At 42.1% G+C, this 19,248-nt stretch carries 20 protein-coding genes; 19 read left to right on the top strand and 1 reads right to left on the bottom strand.

Annotation, left to right across the window (positions count from 1 at the left end; all coding sequences use genetic code 11):
* Nucleotides 1-3 precede the first annotated feature (3 nt).
* The 17 genes from AB4124_RS03685 to AB4124_RS03605 all read left to right on the top strand — a co-directional run bounded on the left by AB4124_RS03685 (nt 4) and on the right by AB4124_RS03605 (nt 16,211).
* Nucleotides 4-531 carry a hypothetical protein gene (locus AB4124_RS03685; RefSeq protein WP_441971192.1) on the top strand — a complete coding sequence of 176 codons (528 nt, stop codon included), beginning with the start codon at nt 4-6 and terminating at the stop codon, nt 529-531.
* A 243-nt stretch (nt 532-774) separates the two neighbouring features.
* Entirely contained in the window at nt 775-1,107 is a 333-nt protein-coding gene (locus AB4124_RS03680; protein WP_441971190.1) for a hypothetical protein, read from the top strand.
* A 68-nt stretch (nt 1,108-1,175) separates the two neighbouring features.
* Nucleotides 1,176-1,634, top strand: a complete 459-nt coding sequence (locus tag AB4124_RS03675; RefSeq protein WP_441971188.1) for a hypothetical protein — start codon at nt 1,176-1,178, stop codon at nt 1,632-1,634.
* 467 nt (nt 1,635-2,101) lie between these two features.
* Nucleotides 2,102-3,955 carry a deaminase domain-containing protein gene (locus AB4124_RS03670; RefSeq protein ID WP_441971186.1) on the top strand — a complete coding sequence of 618 codons (1,854 nt, stop codon included), beginning with the start codon at nt 2,102-2,104 and terminating at the stop codon, nt 3,953-3,955.
* Between the two features lie 12 nt (nt 3,956-3,967).
* Nucleotides 3,968-4,648, top strand: coding sequence for an Imm3 family immunity protein (locus AB4124_RS03665; protein ID WP_430113365.1), 681 nt, complete (start codon nt 3,968-3,970; stop codon nt 4,646-4,648).
* Between the two features lie 399 nt (nt 4,649-5,047).
* Nucleotides 5,048-5,488 carry a hypothetical protein gene (locus AB4124_RS03660; protein ID WP_441971635.1) on the top strand — a complete coding sequence of 147 codons (441 nt, stop codon included), beginning with the start codon at nt 5,048-5,050 and terminating at the stop codon, nt 5,486-5,488.
* A 176-nt stretch (nt 5,489-5,664) separates the two neighbouring features.
* The gene (locus AB4124_RS03655; protein WP_441971183.1) at nt 5,665-6,021 is read left to right on the top strand and encodes a hypothetical protein; all 357 of its coding nucleotides are present in this window, start codon (nt 5,665-5,667) and stop codon (nt 6,019-6,021) included.
* A 298-nt stretch (nt 6,022-6,319) separates the two neighbouring features.
* Entirely contained in the window at nt 6,320-6,556 is a 237-nt protein-coding gene (locus AB4124_RS03650; RefSeq protein WP_441971181.1) for a hypothetical protein, read from the top strand.
* Nucleotides 6,546-6,953 carry a deaminase domain-containing protein gene (locus AB4124_RS03645; RefSeq protein WP_441971633.1) on the top strand — a complete coding sequence of 136 codons (408 nt, stop codon included), beginning with the start codon at nt 6,546-6,548 and terminating at the stop codon, nt 6,951-6,953. The genes AB4124_RS03650 and AB4124_RS03645 overlap by 11 nt, the downstream gene beginning before the upstream one ends.
* 23 nt (nt 6,954-6,976) lie before the next feature.
* The gene (locus tag AB4124_RS03640) at nt 6,977-7,660 is read left to right on the top strand and encodes an Imm3 family immunity protein (RefSeq protein ID WP_441971179.1); all 684 of its coding nucleotides are present in this window, start codon (nt 6,977-6,979) and stop codon (nt 7,658-7,660) included.
* Between the two features lie 883 nt (nt 7,661-8,543).
* Nucleotides 8,544-9,071: a hypothetical protein gene (locus AB4124_RS03635; RefSeq protein ID WP_441971178.1), complete on the top strand. Its 528-nt coding sequence runs from the start codon at nt 8,544-8,546 to the stop codon at nt 9,069-9,071.
* A gap of 256 nt (nt 9,072-9,327) precedes the next feature.
* The gene (locus tag AB4124_RS03630) at nt 9,328-9,462 is read left to right on the top strand and encodes a hypothetical protein (RefSeq protein ID WP_441971176.1); all 135 of its coding nucleotides are present in this window, start codon (nt 9,328-9,330) and stop codon (nt 9,460-9,462) included.
* A gap of 348 nt (nt 9,463-9,810) precedes the next feature.
* Nucleotides 9,811-10,968: a response regulator gene (locus AB4124_RS03625; protein WP_441971174.1), complete on the top strand. Its 1,158-nt coding sequence runs from the start codon at nt 9,811-9,813 to the stop codon at nt 10,966-10,968.
* A 160-nt stretch (nt 10,969-11,128) separates the two neighbouring features.
* On the top strand, nt 11,129-11,620 hold the full coding sequence (locus AB4124_RS03620; protein ID WP_441971173.1) for a hypothetical protein: 492 nt from the start codon (nt 11,129-11,131) through the stop codon (nt 11,618-11,620).
* Nucleotides 11,621-11,754: 134 nt separating this feature from the next.
* The gene (locus tag AB4124_RS03615) at nt 11,755-14,901 is read left to right on the top strand and encodes a hybrid sensor histidine kinase/response regulator (RefSeq protein WP_441971171.1); all 3,147 of its coding nucleotides are present in this window, start codon (nt 11,755-11,757) and stop codon (nt 14,899-14,901) included.
* A 109-nt stretch (nt 14,902-15,010) separates the two neighbouring features.
* Entirely contained in the window at nt 15,011-15,931 is a 921-nt protein-coding gene (locus AB4124_RS03610; protein WP_441971169.1) for an AEC family transporter, read from the top strand.
* A 115-nt stretch (nt 15,932-16,046) separates the two neighbouring features.
* Entirely contained in the window at nt 16,047-16,211 is a 165-nt protein-coding gene (locus tag AB4124_RS03605; RefSeq protein WP_164817510.1) for a hypothetical protein, read from the top strand.
* 129 nt (nt 16,212-16,340) lie between these two features.
* On the opposite strand, the gene AB4124_RS03600 is transcribed toward AB4124_RS03605, so the two are convergent.
* Nucleotides 16,341-17,378, bottom strand: a complete 1,038-nt coding sequence (locus tag AB4124_RS03600; RefSeq protein WP_441971168.1) for an LCP family protein — start codon at nt 17,376-17,378, stop codon at nt 16,341-16,343.
* Between the two features lie 275 nt (nt 17,379-17,653).
* Between AB4124_RS03600 and AB4124_RS03595 the strand changes: the two genes are divergently transcribed.
* Together AB4124_RS03595 and AB4124_RS03590 are read left to right on the top strand one after the other, a co-directional pair.
* Entirely contained in the window at nt 17,654-18,097 is a 444-nt protein-coding gene (locus tag AB4124_RS03595) for an Rrf2 family transcriptional regulator (protein WP_076324561.1), read from the top strand.
* Between the two features lie 225 nt (nt 18,098-18,322).
* Nucleotides 18,323-19,177: a VOC family protein gene (locus AB4124_RS03590; RefSeq protein WP_430106650.1), complete on the top strand. Its 855-nt coding sequence runs from the start codon at nt 18,323-18,325 to the stop codon at nt 19,175-19,177.
* Nucleotides 19,178-19,248: the final 71 nt, after the last annotated feature.

The following is a 19,248-nucleotide window of genomic DNA, read 5'->3' as shown; positions in this document are numbered from 1 at the left end:
TAATTGAATCAGTTATTTGAAGATGCTAGAACTATAATTAGAAGCATTAATTGGGAAAAAGAAGAACTAAATAGACCTTCACACGGAGTATTGATGTATGAATTCTTAAGGAGAGCCTCTCAATTTTATGATTTTATTAATCAAGAACCTAGGAAGAGATTAGCGATTTTTAGTGCCGCAGATATGTGTGGTATACAGTTACCAATTGATATTTATAATTACTGTGATGAATTAAACGAAATTAAAGATGAGTCGCTGGTTAAATCAGCTTGTAAAAGTTACTTAGAATGGGCATATTTATCGGGCAAGAATGAATCAATTGCGCTTACATTCCAAGATCTATATGACCCGCTTATAAAATTTTTCAATAGAGGAGGGAGGGTTAGATATCACAATGGTGAATTAGTTTATGGATGGGCTGCTCGGGCTAGGATTGTATCTACAGAAATGAGTATGGTTGAACTTGAAGATATTAGCGATAGTACATTGGATAAACTCGATAAAGACTGGAATGAGACAATTTCTCAATGATTTTTTTGAAACAATTACTAGTTATTGTGAAGTCTTACCCATGTAATACCTGTATAAAGATTTCTCTATTTCGGTTGTACGCACATCAAATGCTTTAATTTCATAACGCTATTGCGTTGCAATGAACAGGTCGATTATGGTTAGATACCACCATAATTGCCCTGTTTTTGTTATCTTCGTTATCTTCATTTTTTCAAAAATATCAAACATGTTATTGATGAATCTATATTTGGCAGTTCACAATTGTGGTGGAGGTTCGCCAATGGAAATGGTTTTGATGGAAATGGCTATGGTATTAATCCTGATAAAAGTCCAGAATTCATAATAGAGGGGCAAGTGTTTGATTGTTATGCTCCTGATTCAACTAATCTATCGAACATTCTTAAAATGCTCAGAGATAAAACTACGAATCAAGTAAGAAGAATAGTATTAAATTTGAATGATTATCCTATAGAAAAAAGAGCTGAACTTATTGAGTTTTTATTAAGTCAAACTCACAAGGATTTAAAATATTTAAATGAACTATTAGTAATTGAAGGTCGTCAAGTAACTAGAGCGTACTGGAGGTATGAGTAAAATGGATTATTCGTTAAGTATTGGCTCTAATTTGCCTAAAAAAGAATTGGGGGAAATTGCTCTACAATATGTTATGCGAAGTTTTATTTATAGAATTAATTAATTATGAGGCAGAGGTATGGGATCGAACTGGTACTCAATACGTAAGTGTCGGCTGCACATATTTTTCAATGAGCATTGAATCAGATGATGAGGATGACTATATAGAACGTTATAGGAAGGCAAACCTCGAAGCGTATGGTGTAGATACGAATGTTTTTATTAGTATTCAATTTATAACGAGTACGTTTGATATCGGATGGTTAAACCTACTCGAAGTAGTTGGAAAATTATTGCGGTTAAATAATCTGGATTTGGTTGTTGAGGATCACACCACGTATCCTCTATTGAAAAGAGTTAAAGGGCGTTTGTTTATTAATTGTAATTTAGATTATCGAACCTGGTATATGACTAAAGAAAATGTAGACCTACTGAAGTATCCTTATCAAGAAGAAGATTTTTTAAAAGATAGCGAGCACGAAAAGTAATTTCTTTTTCTTAGTTAACAACAGATCTATTAATCACTATTATGGAAATTAATGATATATCCTGTAGGTTTGTGTAAATGCCTCCTGTATTCTAATAGAAATCGTATAATGCAACCATCAAAAACAACTAAACACTAAAAAATCAGAAACACTTAACAAACATTCAAAAGCTCATTCCAACTTAAATTAAATACTATTGCTGAGCTTATTAACAGCTTATTTCTACTTAATTGTTAGGTAGGAATGAGCTTTTTTTTATTTCTGGATCAAGTTGTGCAAGTTTAATGATCATACCCACTGTTATATTTTAACGACCAACGAAGCTACACCCCTTATGAGGTCCTCCTAATCAAGGGGCTTCATTTCTATACCTGATTTTAACTCTGGATGGGAACGATATTTCATTAAGCGCTACGGAATCCATTCTTGTAGTCGCATCTAATGAAATCGAGCTAGGCGGCCAAAATATGCCGGAGCATATCAAGCTCGTGGCTAACGAGACGATCACTTTCTTTACAAACACGGAACATTATATGGAAATCCGGCCCGAGTATGTAGGGATTAAAGGCAAAAAGGTGAATCTCGAGAAGGTCGAGATGGACTTTGTAGATATGCTTACGGATGAAGAGCTTGAGAAATTGTATGTGGATAATGAATACTCTAAAGTTGCCATAAAAAGGGCGGAAGCCATGAGCAATGTTCCGGCCGGCACGTATATTATGCCGAGTTGGACAGAGAAAGACAATCAAAAAATTAGGGACGATGCAGCGGCACATTTCAGAGATCCGGCAATCAGAAATGATGCCAAAGAGTCGCTAAGAGGGCTAGGAGATAATGAGTTAAAGAAACGCTACCAAGAAAAGTTCATTCCACCCCCACCTAAGGCAAAGAGAAAGTCAGAGAAGGAAAGAGCCCAAGAACAGCAAGAATATGCGGAGTTCTATCAAAACTATGTAGATATACGAAGTGGCAAGAAGGCGCCGCCTAAACAGTCAACCTCCCCATGGAAAGCTGTGAAGGATCAGCTACCGATAAAGGAACTGAAGACTCATATAGAGAAACAGGCTAATCATAATGAGGCTTTACAGGGGCTTGTGAATGTATCAAAAGCATTATCTGGCTCGATAGGAAAATGGGGGGATCGTTGGGAGGAGCGAAGAGAGGAACGTCAATTAAATGAGTTGATTCCGCAGGTACCGGATTATCTTAGCAAAATTCCGGACGAGGATATCTATTTTTCGCGTTTTACCTTTGAGGAGCTCGTGGTTAAACAGCAAAAATTGATGACAGAGCTCAACTTATTGTTTGGAGCCGTAGCTGTAGTAGGTGCCTTTTTCACCGCAGGTGGTTCGTTATATTTATTAGCTATAGCCAATGGAGTTTGGGGCGTCGCACAAATCGGTGTAAGTACCATGAAACTGCGGGATTTAAATGATGGGGAAGTATCTGACACAAGTTTCTTCGGGATTAATCAGGAAATGCTGGATGTGACAGGGTTAATGCTAGGAGCGGTGGATTTAGCGATACTCGGGAAAACGTTGCTTAAAGGGGCCAACAAAGCAGCTAACAACAAGTATATGAATGGAATTGACCCGGTTTCTACACCTAAGACTCGCTTTAAACGTGGGCAAGATAGAAGACAGAAAGAAATGGCAATGCGAGTTCGGCAAGCCGTTGAAGAGAGCAAAGCTATTAGGAAAGCTTCTAAAGATAAGAGAGATTTATATTTCAAGAAAGAGAAGGAATTATATGAAGCTTTAAAGAAAAAGAAAGCAAGCTCAAGTGGATCGTTTGAGGGGACGGGACAAGGTGGACATAGGTTTCCAACAAGACTTATCAATCCAGAGGCGGAAGGTCATATTCTTCAAAGGGTGTCAGAGTTAAAAGGTAGATTATCTAATGGTGCTTTGAATAAAAGTGGAGCAAACTTCGGCTATGCAGAAGTTGATATTCCAGGAATAAAAAATGAATTCTATGCACACAGTCAAGTAGATGGGCCTTCACCACCACACCAGCCCGGGATTAATTACGATGGTTTTTCATATAAACCACAAGGCGAAGTGAGGTACCCGGCAGAGGATGCTCCTAATAGTTTGGGGAAAATTATATCAAGAAATAGTGATACAGAGCATAAAATAATAAATGATTTAGCTAACCAACTTGGTCCGCCAAATCCGAATATAAAGGGAAGAATGAAACTATTTACAGAAAATGATACATGTATAAGCTGCAATAAAAATATTAGTGATTTTCAAAAAGATTATCCAGGCATTACAATAGAAGTTATTCATAATGGTGATAAAAAAGTTCCAAAAAAATAAGAGGTGATTCATGTGGCATGGCAATATCAAGATTTAATAGATGAATTCTATGGGGATGTTGAAAGGTACAAAAAAGACTATTATAGTCACGACGAAGCAATCAACATGACATTTAATGAGTTTTATTCTGAAAGCATCGTTGATGAAATGGAAAAAGCGTTAATATTTATCGTATATGTTGAGCTTTCATTACAGAACCCAAGAATTTTCAGTAAAACAAAAGATATTCTTATTCATGAATTAGAGTCAATTAATTTAGAGGAAATTGAAAGTCAAATAAAAGATGGACAACTAACACAAAAACAATTTGAAGAATTATCAAGTCGTAAAGAAAAGGCTTTGCAAGAAATAAAACTAATGCCTATTGATTTGTGTAATCAGGCAAGATGGTACTACACAGAGATTACGAATGCAGTTAGTGATTTCTGTTCAGAGCTTTTTGACAAAAATGCGAATGGGGATGAGATCACAACACAAGTACTGAGTCGGTATAAAAGGAGTTGTGACCGTACTCTTAGTACAAAAATTACAGTGTACGTGACATTGGCTGAAATGTTAGTGAAAAACAATCAGATAATCTCTAAAGAACTGCTTAACGAAATAAGTAGCTTTAAGATAAATTCAATTAATGATGAACTTGATTTAGATGAAAAAACAGATCTTTTGAAACGTTTGCAAAGATTAGTGGAGTAATAATTTCGATTTTTGCGGGTCTGTCTAGCATTTTATGGAAACTTATTTACAACCCGAACAACAAGATCGTACAATACAACAAACCAATCACTAAACCATTCAAACACTTGATATAACTTTCAAAGCTCTTTCCAGCTTGCTTCATGAGTAGGAATGAGCTTTTTTTGCATGCCTTAAAATCAAGAAGTACGAAACGAATGGCAAAAGAAGTACAGGCAGTAGGACTCCACAGCAAGTGATAGATGCAATAAATGAGGCTTTCCATAATAAGGAGGTTGTAAAAAATAATGTTTATCAAGGGATAACAAGTATGGGAATGAAAATAGAGTTTGTTTTAAGACTTTATATTAAATTGGAGGAAATTTAAATAATGATTAGTATAAATATAAATTGAAGCATATGGACAGGTTTAATATTGTCGTATTAAATTTTGATGAAGAAAAATCTTTGAAATTTGCTAATATGATAAGTGATCCCCTAGGATCTGATATACTTTTGACATATGAGGATTTGAAGGTTGATATAGATAATTATATTGATGTATTAATAGGCAAATTGCCGTGTTACGAGCGTGGAGGCAATGTAGCGTTTGTTACATCTCATAAAGACTACACAATAATTGAAGATCTTTTTTACGATGAAGAAGAAGATGAAATTGAACCGATCTGTAAATTAGAGACAGTAGAATTTGTGAAAATAATACTGGTCTGGGCGTATGAAAATTATAAATATAAAAGTGAGAGGGGTGCTATTGCTCGTGAGGAGGCGGGAATAGTTATGAATTGGATTGAACAAAAAATGATAGAAGTTAAGAGTATAGAAAATAACGAATTATCATAACAAATGCTATATATCTGGTAATAAAAGGCCTATTCCATGAAGTTGATAATGAGGAATAGGCTTTTTCTAATGCGTAAGATGTCTAGGAATTACATCAACCTAAGTCAAAAAAGGAAAGAGCTCAAGAACAGCAAGAATATGCGGAGTTCTATCAAAACTATGTAGATATACGAAGTGTGAAGGATCAACTACCGATAAAGGAACTGAAGACTCATATAGAGAAACAGGCTAATCATAATGAGGCTTTACAGGGGCTTGTGAATGTATCAAAAGCATTATCTGGTTCGATAGAAAAATGGGGGGATCGTTGGGAGGAGCGTAGAGAGGAACGTCAATTAAATGAGTTGATTCCGCAGGTATCGGATTATCTTAGCAAAATCCCGGATGAGGATATCTATTTTTCACGTTTTACCTTTGAGGTGCTCGTTGTTAAGCAGCAAAAATTGATGACAGAACTCAACTTATTGTTTGGAGCCGTAGCTGTAGTAGGTGCCTTTTTCACCGCAGGTGGTTCCTTATATTTATTAGCATAGCCAATGGAGTTTGGGGCGCCGCACAGATCGGTGTAAGTACCATGAAGCTGCGGGATTTAAATGATGGGGTAGTATCAGACACAAGCCTCCTAGGGATTAATCAGGAAATGCTGGATGTGACAGGGGTAATTCTAGGAGCGGTGGATTTAGCGATACTTGGGAAAACGTTGCTTAAAGGAGCGAACACAGCAGCTAACAACAAGTACATGAATGGGATTGACCAGATATCTACACCTAAGACTCGCGTGGTGGAAATGCTGAATTACGTGCTAAGGTTAAAGATAATGTTGAGGCGAGTGTGGCTGCAAGAGCATCGTCCAAGTTTGATGAGTATCTGAAGATAGAGAAGGAATTGCTTGAAGCTATAGAGAAAAAGAAAATAAGCTCACGTGGACCATTTGACGGGACGGGTAAGGGTGGTTCAAATGTAAGCTACGGTAAAGTATTCCCTACTAGATTGCTTGATCCGAAGAAAGAAGCGTATATTCTTGATAGAGTAGGAGAGTTAAGGAGCAAGCTTTCTAATAAGGCTTAAAGATGAGCTTAATTTTGCATATTCCGAAGTAAATATAGAAGAGATAGACAAAAAGGAGTTTTATGCACATAGTAGTTTGAATGGAGATAATAAGGCAAGAGACTATGCTGATTTTTCGTTAAAGCCAACAAAACCAAAGTATGAGGCTACACTTGCACCAGATAGAGGCGGAAATATAAGAAAAAGAGATAATGATACGGAGTACAAGATTCTAAATGATTTGGCTGCCAGACTGGATAAATTAAATGATCCCTCAAAAGCCCGTGGAAAAATAAAATTATTCACTGAAATAGATACATGCGCAAGTTGCAGTAGGTTTATTAAGCAGTTTCATAAGGATTATCCGAACATTGATATTGAGGTTATTCATAACGGTGATAAATTAGTTGGTTCATAGATCATATTAAAGGAGACAAAAAGATGAGACGAAATTATGAAGCTTTATTTGGTGCATATTATGAAAGATACTTTGATTTTAAAAGTGAGAAAATGAGCGATGCTGAAGCCATTGCGTGTACAGCTGATGCATATTATGGTGTGCAAAGTAGAGGAGAAATGGAGAAGGCTGTTGTATATATTGCGGAAGGTAAAATTCACCTAACGCATTCAAAGATATTTATTAAAGCAAAAGAAAGAATAGTTGGGGCATTAAATTCTTTAGATTTAAATAAGCTTCAAATTGAAACAACATCAGATGAGTATAAGGACATATTAGAGCGCAGAGATATGGTGCTGGATGAAATTGATAATATTCCAGTAGATTATAGCCCATATTCAAGATGGAAATACCATGAAATGGGGAAAGAAGTTAATAATTATTTTGGGCTCATTTATAATGAATTAAAAGACAAAAGTAAGATTATAGAGAAAGTGTTGGACCGTTTTGAGCGTGAATGTACGAATACTCTTAGTGAAAATATTGTTGTGAAAACAGCACTTTTGGAACTACTCATCAGATACAATGTCAAGGTTGACGAAGAAGAGCTAGTGAAATTAAGAAGCGAACTGGAGCAGTTTGAAATAGGTTATGTAGGACAACAATTATCAGAATTTGAAAAGTTAGACTTATCCTTTCGAATTAAGGATTTAATGAGTAAGCTCTAGAAAGTGAAAATACTGACTCGAATAATGTTTTAGCGTTATTGTCAAAGCTCTCTTGGTATTCATAGATTGTTCTAATGTGTCAAATTCAAGATTTGCTTCTGTATGTCTGGTGTGATTCCTGCCTGTAGAGTGTCTAATCTATAAAAGAAATCACCTCGAAAGGAGCATTCAACCATGAATCATCCTGTTAAGGAATGCATTCAGAAGCTAGGGCTGACACATCGAGCGTTTGTTGTCCTGTATGACATTCTCATGGGGAAGGCTTCGTAGTTGCTTGTATGGATACACCGATTCCCCGCGGCATCCTGAATGTCATGGTACAGCATGGCTATGATGAACAGGAAGCACAGCGGCAATAAAATATCTCTTATGGAGGAAATGGACAGTCCAGCAAGAACTAAACGCCCCCGCCGCCGCAGAAGGGAAGCCGCATCCATGAAATGACTACCGTAAATACTTGCCGTTGTTTGGCTAACCTATCCCCCCTGCCGTTTGCGGGGGATTTTCTTCGTTTGCACAGGTCTTAACTGTCACATCACTCTATCGTATTGAGAAATTGAAGGAGCAACGCTCCTGACAACATGAAAAGGACGATGAACACCAGGATTCACTACATGGCCGACGAAGGCGCATTTGCTCATTTAGATATGGTACAGGCGAAGGCAGTTACGTAACATGCCGCCAAGCGAATAAAACTTATTTCCTGTCCGTTCCTCAAGTGCTAAGAAGGTGCTTTTAAATTTAAATGACTATCCTGTTGAAAAAAGGCGTGATCTTATTGAATTTCTAAATAGTCAAACTCACAAGGATTTAAAACATTTAAATGAACTATTAGTCATCGAAGGCCGTCAAGTAACTAGAGCGTATTGGAGGTATGAGTAAAATGGATTATTCGTTAAGTATTGGTTCAAATTTGCCTAAAAAAGAATTGGGGAAACTGCTCTACAATATGTTATGCGAAGTATTATTTGTAGAATTAATTAATTATGAGGCAGAGGTATGGGATCGAACTGGTACTCAACGCGTAAGTGTCGGCTGCACATATTTTTCAATGAGCATTAATTTAGATGATGAGGATGATTATATAGAGCGTTATCAGAAGGCAAATCTCGAAGCGTATGGTGTAGATACGAATGTTTTTATTAGTATTCAATTTATAACGCGTACATTTGATTTAGGATGGGTAAAGCTACTTGAAATAATTAGGAAAACATTGAATATGAACGACCGAGATTTGATTTTAGAGGATGATTCCACATACCCATTACTGAAAAGAATTAAAGGGTCTTTACTTATCAACAGTAATTTGGATGAATATCGAGCATGGTATATGACTACAGAAAATCTAGAACTACTGAATTATCCTTATCAAGAAGAAGATTTTTTTAAAGATAGTGAGAATAGAAGGTAAATTCCCCCTGTTTTACAATGACATCAGAGTTTGTAAATTATCGTTATTACAATCAACAACGACACAATGCGAACTAACTGCCCATTGTGGTATTCTTTTTTCATTTGTCGCTATAACTAAGTAACACAAGCGGCGGCTATTCAAAAAGAGTCCACCCATTGCTGAATGAACCCCATTATTCATGAAGGAACCGAATTTATTATTTTTGATAAAACACATAAAAATAACGCCCCTAAACCAAGAGGAAAAGGATCAAATGGCGGGCGTATTTAATATACTAGACTCTAAATATTATAAGCAATATATGGAGTTTTTAAAAGAAGTGGATGATGCACGCTGTGGAGTAGTTGACTTATGGTTAGAAGTTGGACAAGTATTATATGGGATGTAAAGTAAATATATAAAATTTTTAAACGGATAGATGATATAGATAAACTCGTAGAATCCTATTTTTGGATTGTAAATCCGATCATTTATTACGTGCTCTGCACAACTTTAGTGATACTAATAGTCATGGGTACGGTACAGGAATAAGGCCTATAAGACAACCCAAAGCGAAGCGTTAAATAGAATAAAGTCACGATCAGTATCGTACATACAGCCTGTGGTCTGCCGGTGAAACTTGTTAAGCTGCGAAAGTTGAGAATTTTGTAAAACATGCTTTCGCTTGTTGCAACAATGCGAAGGAATCAATATAGTTAAATGTGACCGTATTTTTCCAATCCGAGGAGTAATATGAATGAAGGTAATTCTCGTAGATGACGAACCGTTGGCCTTGAAGTATTTAGAACGTCAGCTGTTAAAACTGGATACCATGTCTATAGATGTAATCGGTACATATTCGAATCCCTTTGAAGGACGAGACGAAATTCTTATTAGGGACGTTGATATCGTGTTTTTGGATATCAGCTTGCCGGAATTGAACGGCATTGAGCTGGCAGAGCAGCTGCTTGAACAGAAGCCTCATCTCTGTATTGTATTTGTGACGGGGTATCACGAATATGCAGTCACTGCCTTTGAATTGAATGCCGTCGACTATATTGTTAAACCTGTCCAGCTTGATCGAGTCGCCAAAACGATGGAGCGTCTGCGAAGCCGCATTGCGTCCAGACCGGAAGAGATCATGGAGTCCAATCGAAACATTCGGATGACGATGTTCCGCCAGGTTATGATCGAGCAGCCGAATGAACAGGGGCAATTCGCGCTGCTTCATTGGCGGACAACCCGGGCTCAAGAGATATTCATTTATCTGCTTCAGCATAGAGGACAGCTTGTGCGAAAGTCGGCATTGATCGATATGTTATGGCCGGAGTTTGACATGGATAAAGCCTATCCCCAGCTGTACACGGCTATTTATCATATCCGAAAAACATTGGAGCCTTATGATACCCGCTTCCAAATCACCAACACGACAGAAGGCTACGTGCTGAATATGGAAGGCGTGCAGCTGGACATTGAGGAGTGGGAGAATTGGTTCAAGTTAAACCCTTCCGTGTCGGCTGAATTGATTGAGCGACATATTGAAATGATGAAGTTGTATACGGGGGACTACCTGCAGGAATATGACTACTGGTGGGCAGAAGGAGAGCGTCAAAGGCTGAAGGAGTTGTGGCTTAGCGTTTCTTTATCCATGGCGGATTGGTATGTGGATCAGGAACGCATCGATGAAGCCATATTATGCTACTTCTCGATCCAACGGCAGCATCACCTGGAGGAAAAGGCTTATTTTTCGTTGATGAAAATATATGCTTTGCAGGATAATCCGGCCCAGGTGCACCGTCAATTTAGTCTTTTGTGTCAGGTGTTAGAAGATGAGATGGGCGAGGATCCAAGTCCTTACATTGTGAAATGGTACGACGAATGGGGCAATGGAATCGAAGTCACCAGTATGAAATAGCCAAGTACTCATACGATATGAAATCACCGGTTGTTCGACCGGTGATTTTTTGTATCTTGTTGCCCGATTTTATGGTTCACCGGTATTGTTCAGAAATTGTAGAGGACGGCCTCCTATACTGTGTGTGAACCACAACAATCGGGAGGTACATGATTCGGTTATGAAATTCATTCGGAAATTTAAGGAGTCTTCGCTGCATAAGGCCATGGGATTGGAGCTTGGAACGTTTCGGGAGATCGAGCTTGATGCGGAGAAGGACCTCCAGCATTGCAGAGGCTTCTATGTTCACTTCAACGGCAAGCGGATTGGCATCGTTGCTACTGATGAGGGTCCGGTATTTCTGTGTGGTCAGGAAAAGTACTTGCTGGATGAGCGTACCGTTCATTTTTTGTTGCAAAAAAATGCCGAGGTTAACACATTTATTTTTATGTGGGACGGGGGAGTGAAACTCCAAATCCCTTATTTGCGGTCGTTGATCGAATACAACGGAAAATGGGTGGATGATTCGATTTTTGACTTCTTTTCGTGGATCTATGAAGCATCCGGGAGAAAAAGATTCTACTCTTATTATACGGTGAAGCATGTATCCGCTACGGAATTATGTCCGTGCCAGCCGCTGCAGCGCCCAGGCAAGACATTATCGTTTGTATAGCGGCCTGACCAGATCTGCTTATTTATTTGACTTTATGGAAAAGGAACAGACAACGGCTCTGTAACGATGTAAAATAATGGACAGTTATGCAGTGTTGTTGATTTTTTACAATATGTTATAAGGGACTGTTATGATTGTCGACCTATTCCAACTCGAAACCGATCTCCGGCAGAAGGCTGCTGGGGATTACTTTTCTGTTTATTGTCATCTTACTCTCCGTGCGGCTGGCGTATTTTAAAATCATCATGATCCCTGAGGAAGTTCCGTTTCAGCAAGGCGTGCTGGATCTTCGGGATTGGCAGGCGGATGACCGCAATACGGTTGCGCTGAACGGGGAATGGGCCTTTTATCCGAAACAATGGATAGGCCCGGATAGAGTGTCTCAAGGGGAGCGGCAGCCTGCCACCGATCCGCGCTGGATACAGGTTCCCGATCCATGGGAAGGCGTAAACGAGAACGGGAACCAAATGGGCTTCGGAACTTATCGTCTCAAGCTGCTCGTACCGGAGCGTAACGTAACTTACGGCATCTGGATCACCGATATTCGTACAGCCTATCGTTTGTACGTCAATGGTGAGTTATTGTACGAATCTGGACACCCCTCCGATACGCCGGAGACCCATGTGGCAAGAAACGTACCCCATGTCGAATTCATCCCTCCGGCTGCCGGGAATGAGCTGAATATCATCCTGGAAGTGAGCAATTATCAATATGCTGATTCAGGCGGGATCAAGCTGCCGATCAAATTCGGGACAGCAGAAGCGGTGATGAAGGGGAAAGCGTTCTCGGAGAACATGCAGCTGCTGGTCTGCATTGTGCTATTTCTTCATGTCATGTATGTCTTAATCTTGTATCTAATCGGCTATCGGAGCAAAGGCCTCTTTTATTTTGCGGCTCTTATCCTGTTTACGTTGCTGGCCACGCTGGTTGACGACGATAAACTCCTGCTCGTTTGGCAGCCTGCTATTAGTTTCGAATGGTCAGTAAAGATTAAGGTTGTTGCTTATGTGGCGATATCATTATGTTTGATTCTGTGTACCAAGCATTTGCTCCGGCCGAGAATCAAAGAAGGATTTTACCGGGCCTATACGATCCTTGTGGTTTCGTATGCCGTCGCCTATTTGCTGCTTCCGTTTCATCTGACGGTACATCTCTCTACTTATTTATCATTCGTATTAATAAGTTCCGTGCTGTTCCTGCCTTCGATTGCCAGGAAGGCGGTCAGCGAACGGACGGAAGCGGCCATATTTATCTTGCTGTCGGCGGTTGCCGTTTCCTGCAACATTATCGTAAGCGGAATTTTAAGGTTCCGGTATTTTAAGGAACTGCCGTATTACCCGATTGATCTGATCGTTGCGTTTCTCGGATTTGCTTCCTTCTGGTTTATCCGGTTTACCCGAAACGCTGTCGTGCTGAGGGAACAGGCAGAGCAGCTGAAGCAGGCGGACAAGATGAAGGATGAATTTCTGGCAAATACGTCCCATGAACTGCGAAATCCGCTGCACGGGATGATTAACATGGCGCAAACGCTGCTGGAACGCAAGGGGAGTTTGCTTCAACAAGAGGATCGTGGCCACCTGGAGCTGATTACCGGCATTGGTAGGCGGATGTCGCTATTGTTGGATGACTTGCTGGATGTTTCCTTATTGAAGGAGAAGCGGATCCGGCTGAATGTGCAGAGCGTCCATCTCGGTTCGACTGCTCAAGGCGTGCTGGATATGCTCCGTCCGATGGCGGAGGGCAAGCGAATCGAGCTTGTATGCGAGATCGAGGATGACTTTCCCAAGGTATGGGCAGATGAAGGCCGCTTGGTTCAGATTGTGTTCAATCTGATTCATAATGCCATCAAATATACGGAGTCAGGCCGAATCGCGGTGACTGCCAACGTTGTTGATGGAAGGGCTTGCGTTCACGTTCTTGATACGGGGATAGGCATGGACGAAGAGACATTAAGACGGATATTCCTCCCCTACGAGCAGGGAGACTCCAGCTTTGCCGCAGCGGGAGGCGGGTTGGGGCTTGGACTCAGCATCTGCAAGCAGCTGGTTGAACTGCATGGCGGGGAACTCTCCGTGTCATCCGCTCTTGGGCATGGTAGTTCCTTTACGTTCACGCTGAAAATGGACGATATGATGAGGCAGGAGAAGACGGATAAACAGGAGTTTATTGCCGACTCCTCGGCTTCAAATTCAGAGAAAGAGAAGGAGAGGCTATCTTACATGTCAGATAAACACGAACAGGATGAGGCCGAATCCGAGACTAAGAAGCTTTCTCGTCAAACCGATGGCAGGCTGCTCATCGTAGATGACGATCCGGTTAACTTAAAAGTTATCCATCATTTGCTTGAAGACGAAGGGTATCAGATCGTGACCGTTACCCGGGCTGAGGAAGCCCTTCAATTATTGGAGCAGGGAGAATGGGATCTCATCATATCTGATGTGATGATGCCCCAGATGTCAGGATATGAATTGTCCAGGACGATTCGGCAGAGGTATATGATATCGGAGCTTCCGATTCTTCTGCTGACCGCAAGAAACCGGCCTGAGGATATTCATATGGGCTTCATTTCCGGAGCTAACGATTATTTAATCAAACCGGTGGACCATCTGGAATTAAAAACAAGGGTACGTGCTCTGCTGGAGCTCAAGCGCTCCATTAAAGAACGACTGCATATGGAAGCGGCTTGGCTCCAGGCTCAAATTCAGCCGCATTTTCTGCACAATACCTTAAATTCGATCGCTTCTCTTAGTGAGATTGATCCTTCCCGGATGATTGCGCTGATTGGAGAATTCAGCCACTATCTGAGAGCCAGCTATGATATCAGCAATTTGGAGCGTTTTATCCCGTTGGAGCAGGAGCTTGGCTTGGTTCGCTCATACCTGTATATCGAGGGGGAGCGGTTTGGGGAACGGCTGCGTGTCCGTTGGCATATTTCCGAGGAAGTCGCTGTTCAGCAGTGGAAGCTTCCCCCATTGACTATGCAGACGATTGTGGAGAATGCGGTCGTTCACGGGGTCTTGGCGCGGACCCAGGGAGGGACCGTAACGATCCGCATCGTAAGTGAAGCTGAATCCGCCAAGGTCATTATCGCGGATGATGGTGCCGGGATGGATCCCGAGAAGCTCCGCTTGATGCTGGGAAGCGGACAGCGTACCGGCAAGGGAGTCGGCCTGATGAACACGGATCGGCGTTTGAAGCAAGTCTATGGACAAGGGCTCGTGATTGACAGCACAAGGGGCAGAGGAACTACCGTGTCGTTTGTCATCAGGAAGATGGCATAATGAATGCCATACCTATTAGACCTATAGTCTTTAAGTCTTGGACGAATGCTAGAGGTTTGGGTTAGGATGTAGAGATAATGATATTTTACTTTGCATAAAGGTGGACCTCATGATCTCTTCTTTCTTAGCTACGATTTATAGCGTTTTCCTACCTATATCGCTGCCCGTCATCGGCGGAGCCCTGCTCAAGCGGTTCAAGGGCATTGAAACCAAAGGGCTTTCGGCCCTTTCTTTATATGTGCTGAGCCCGGCTCTGATCTTCGAGACGCTGGAGAAGGCATCGATTACCTCGAATGAGGTCACGGTAACGGTTGCGTTTTGCCTGTTGAATGTGATTGCCCTTTGGGCGCTGAGTGCCTTCGCCGGTAAAATGCTGGGCTTGTCCCAGACAGAGAAATCGGGACTCGCTTTGACCACGATTTTCACCAACAGCGTGAATTATGGGCTTCCCCTCGTTCTGCTTGCATTCGGGCAAGCAGGACTGGATAAAGCATCGGTGTATGTCATCGTGCAGATTATCATTATGAATACATTAGGGGTGTACCTGGCAGCGAGATCTCATTTTTCGGCTGTGAAGGCGATCAAATCGGTATTTACTCTCCCCTCGGTCTATGCGGCGGCACTCGCCGTCCTCTTCCGGTTGATGGATTTTCAGCTTCCGGAAGGGTTGAATACCGGCGTTTCCATGCTGTCCGCGGCTTATGCGCCGCTCGCTCTTGTCATCCTAGGGGCCCAGATGGTTGGGGTTCGGGACGGCGGTGCTTCTGCCGTCTCAAAGCGCGGATTCTGGTCGGGCATGGCGATGCGAATGCTGGTGGGCCCCTTGGTGGCTTGGGGCCTGCTCGCGATCTTATCCATTGAGGGAACCTTGTTTGCGGTTATCCTGATATTGTCGGCGATGCCTGCAGCCGTGAATGCGGTAATCCTTGCTGAACAATACGATGCCGCGCCCAAGCTGGTATCCAGGTGCATTCTGTGGACCACGCTGGCTTCCTTTATCGTTCTGCCTGCCATGATCGGCTTTTTCTAAGCTTGCCATCTTCTGACCTGAAGATTGGTTCAATCTCAAGACGTGTGTGTAAAGAGTAGTAAGCGTCAAGAGATACCATCATCTGCAACTAAAGAATCGGATGGAGGTGGAGACCATGAGCAGGCAGCGTGACCGAGACGTGGAGATCGAGACCCGAAATATCGAGGAGCGTAACGACTCCAGCAGGGTAGCATCTACGTTGATTAAGTATGTGGCTTATCTGATTATCTTCTTTGGATTTTTGTATTTTCTTATCAAATACGTATTTCCGATGTTCTAGATGGAGCAGATGGTATTCGTTAAAAAGCCTCCCTTTCGTGGCATGCGAAAGAGAGGTTTTTTATCATGGATCGGTTCATAATAAGCTCTACCTTAGACAGGCGATTCACCTAACCTCGAACGATCAGCTTTACTTCGCACCTGGGATCATCAAATCTTCCAGTTTGGTCTCTTCATCAGACCAGTTGGCGAGCAGTTCCTGAATATACTGGACGTCCGAGTCGTCCGGATCATAAAAGTAATCGCCGCGAATCACTAAATCTTTTCCCTTTAGCATGTAATTCTCAAACGTTGGTGGGGAGTCGTTAAAAAATAGGTTTTCGCCCAGATTGAGAATGAAATCGGAGTTTAAGTCCATCGTAAGATTGCTGCCACCGATACGAATCAACTCCGGGATTTTGGTTATATTTTTCAGTTCAAATACCCGATCCATTAAGGCACTGAGGAATATGCGCTGGCGCATGGTGCGGTTGAAATCCGAATCTTCCCGGTACCTGACATAATTTAATGCCTCCGTTCCATCGTAAATCGGCTTGTTTGGCTCGACCCGCAGTTTGATATGATTGGCGCTTTTGTTCTCGATAACTTTATCGATGGGGAGTTTAATTCCATCCAATGCATTGACGATATCCGTTAATCCGTAGAAATTGATGGCTGCATAATAATCGACAGGGTGCTGAAACAGATGCTCAACCGTATCAATGGCCATTTTCGCGCCGCCGTGGGCGTAAGCTGAGTTGATTCTGGAGGTGACTCCCCTGCCGATGACTTCGGTGTATGTATCCCTGGGAATGGAGACGAGCAATATTTTATTAAGGTCAGGTCGGATGACAGAGTAGATGATTGTGTCGGAACGGGCAGGCTCGTCCTCGCGTTGATCAACGCCCAGAAGCAAAACCGAGAATGGCTTCGTCGCCTCCACAACAGGGTCGGGCGAATCAGGACCCACGGGTTTGTAGGAGCGGTCTAGTGTATCTTTGATATCTTTCGCGAAAAAGGTGTGAAAAACCATCCAGGACAATTCTTTTCTGAAAATATAGCCTAGTCCGCCTAAGAGAATCAGTATAGATAAGGATATTCCTATCCATTTTTTGAGTTTGATATGGCGTTTAGGTTTTCGAGGACGTCTGATAGAATACGTTTCGTTTCGGTTTTGACTTGGATCCATGGATTTCCTCCTTGAATGTTTTAGGATCATGTAGGGATGCTGGAATATGTTTAAATAGGGTGAATTTACCAATGCATGTTGTGATAATTATAGTGAAAAACTCAGGAAAATCAACATAAAATAACATTAAATTCCATAATTATTTAGAAATTTGTATATGTAACACCTGATTTTGGCTTATGGGACGGCGGCTTCACCGTTGACTTTAGGGGTTAATGTAACTATGATGGTTACATGATAGTCATCTGAAGATTTGGTCCGTCAGGAGGGGTCACATGAACATAAGCAGCCGATTTGCAGTGGCCATTCATATTCTTTCCGTGCTGGAGATGAATAAAGCTGGCGTCAGCACCTCAGATTATATCGCGGAGAGTGTGAACACGAATCCGGTGGTCATCCGGCGTATTGTAGGCATGCTGAGCAAAGCGGGTCTGGTCGAGGTTAAGCCTGGTGTAGCGGGAGCGAAGCTGGCAAAGCATCCGTCCGAGATTACGCTGCTTGACATTTACCATGCCGTTCATGTCGTGCAGGAGGATTCTCTGTTTGGCATTCATGAGAATTCAGACGCGAAATGTCCTGTTGGCAAACATATTCAAACGGCGATCATCCCGGTTTTTTCAGCCGCCCAGAAGGCCATGGAGAACACGCTGCATGAGGTGAGTCTGGAAGAAATCGTCCGGAAAATTTATGCCTCTGCGAATGGAACATCAAGTGAATAAGCGAAAATCAAACGCCCGATCCTATGCAGGATGGGCGTTTTCTTTTGGTTAACCGTTGGCGGCTTTTCGATCTATTTGTAAATTACTGGATTTGACAATAAGGACGTCCTGTAACTATAATGATTACAAGTAAGATGTAACTGATTTGATTACAAGTTGAACCTGTCGTAGACCTGAATATATTTTATGAAAAAAACAAACAACAACATTCTAAGGAGTGAGTATATGACTGCCATTATACATCCATCCACAAAGCTCGGGCCGGTCTCTCTGCGGATCAGTAATCTGGCACAATCTGTACGCTTTTATACAGAAGTCGTCGGTTTGAAAATGCTTCGCCAGCATGGCCGGGTTGCCGAATTGACCGCAGACGGCAAGCAGCCGCTGCTGATTATAGAGGAAATTCAAGATCTGGTGAGACCGCAGACCCGGACGGCAGGACTATACCATTTTGCGATCCTGGTTCCGAATCGGGAATCGCTCGGGCTTGCGCTTGCCAACCTGATCGCGCATAACATTCCTGTCGGCCAAGGCGATCATCTGGTTAGTGAAGCATTGTACATTAATGATCCGGACGGAAACGGCATCGAGATTTATGCCGACCGGCCAAGGGATACCTGGAAGCGTGATGCCAAAGGGGAATATGTGATGACCACAGATCCTGTTGATGTAGAGGGACTGCTGGCTCTCTCCAAGGACAAGGAATGGTATGGACTTCCCGAAGAGACGGTTATCGGGCATGTGCATTTCCACGTATCTAATCTGCATGATGCACGCGTATTTTATTGCGATGTTCTGGGTTTTGAGCTGACAGCCCACTATGGCGGGGCTGCGCTGTTTATATCCGCAGGAGGATACCACCATCATATCGGGCTCAATGTTTGGGCAGGACTCGGTGTGCCGAACACTCCACGGAACGCTGCGGGTATGGAAGATTATACGATTGAGCTTCCGAGTCAAGAGGAGCTTGAGGCGGTAACCGGCCGTATCCGTGAGGCGGGGCTGCGTCTGGAACAGCGCGATGGCGTCTGGGCCGTTCAAGATCCTTCGGACATCTGGATCCGGTTGGTTGTTGCTTAATAATATAAGTCGAAGAAGCCTGTCCGCTATGATAGCGGGCAGGCTTCTTTACTAGATATCACCGTAATCTT

This window comes from Paenibacillus sp. 2KB_20 (genome assembly GCF_052115765.1).
Taxonomy (GTDB): domain Bacteria; phylum Bacillota; class Bacilli; order Paenibacillales; family Paenibacillaceae; genus Paenibacillus_AQ.
The sequence above is the reverse complement of the archived record's forward strand: the minus strand, read 5'-3'. Positions and strand labels throughout refer to the sequence as shown.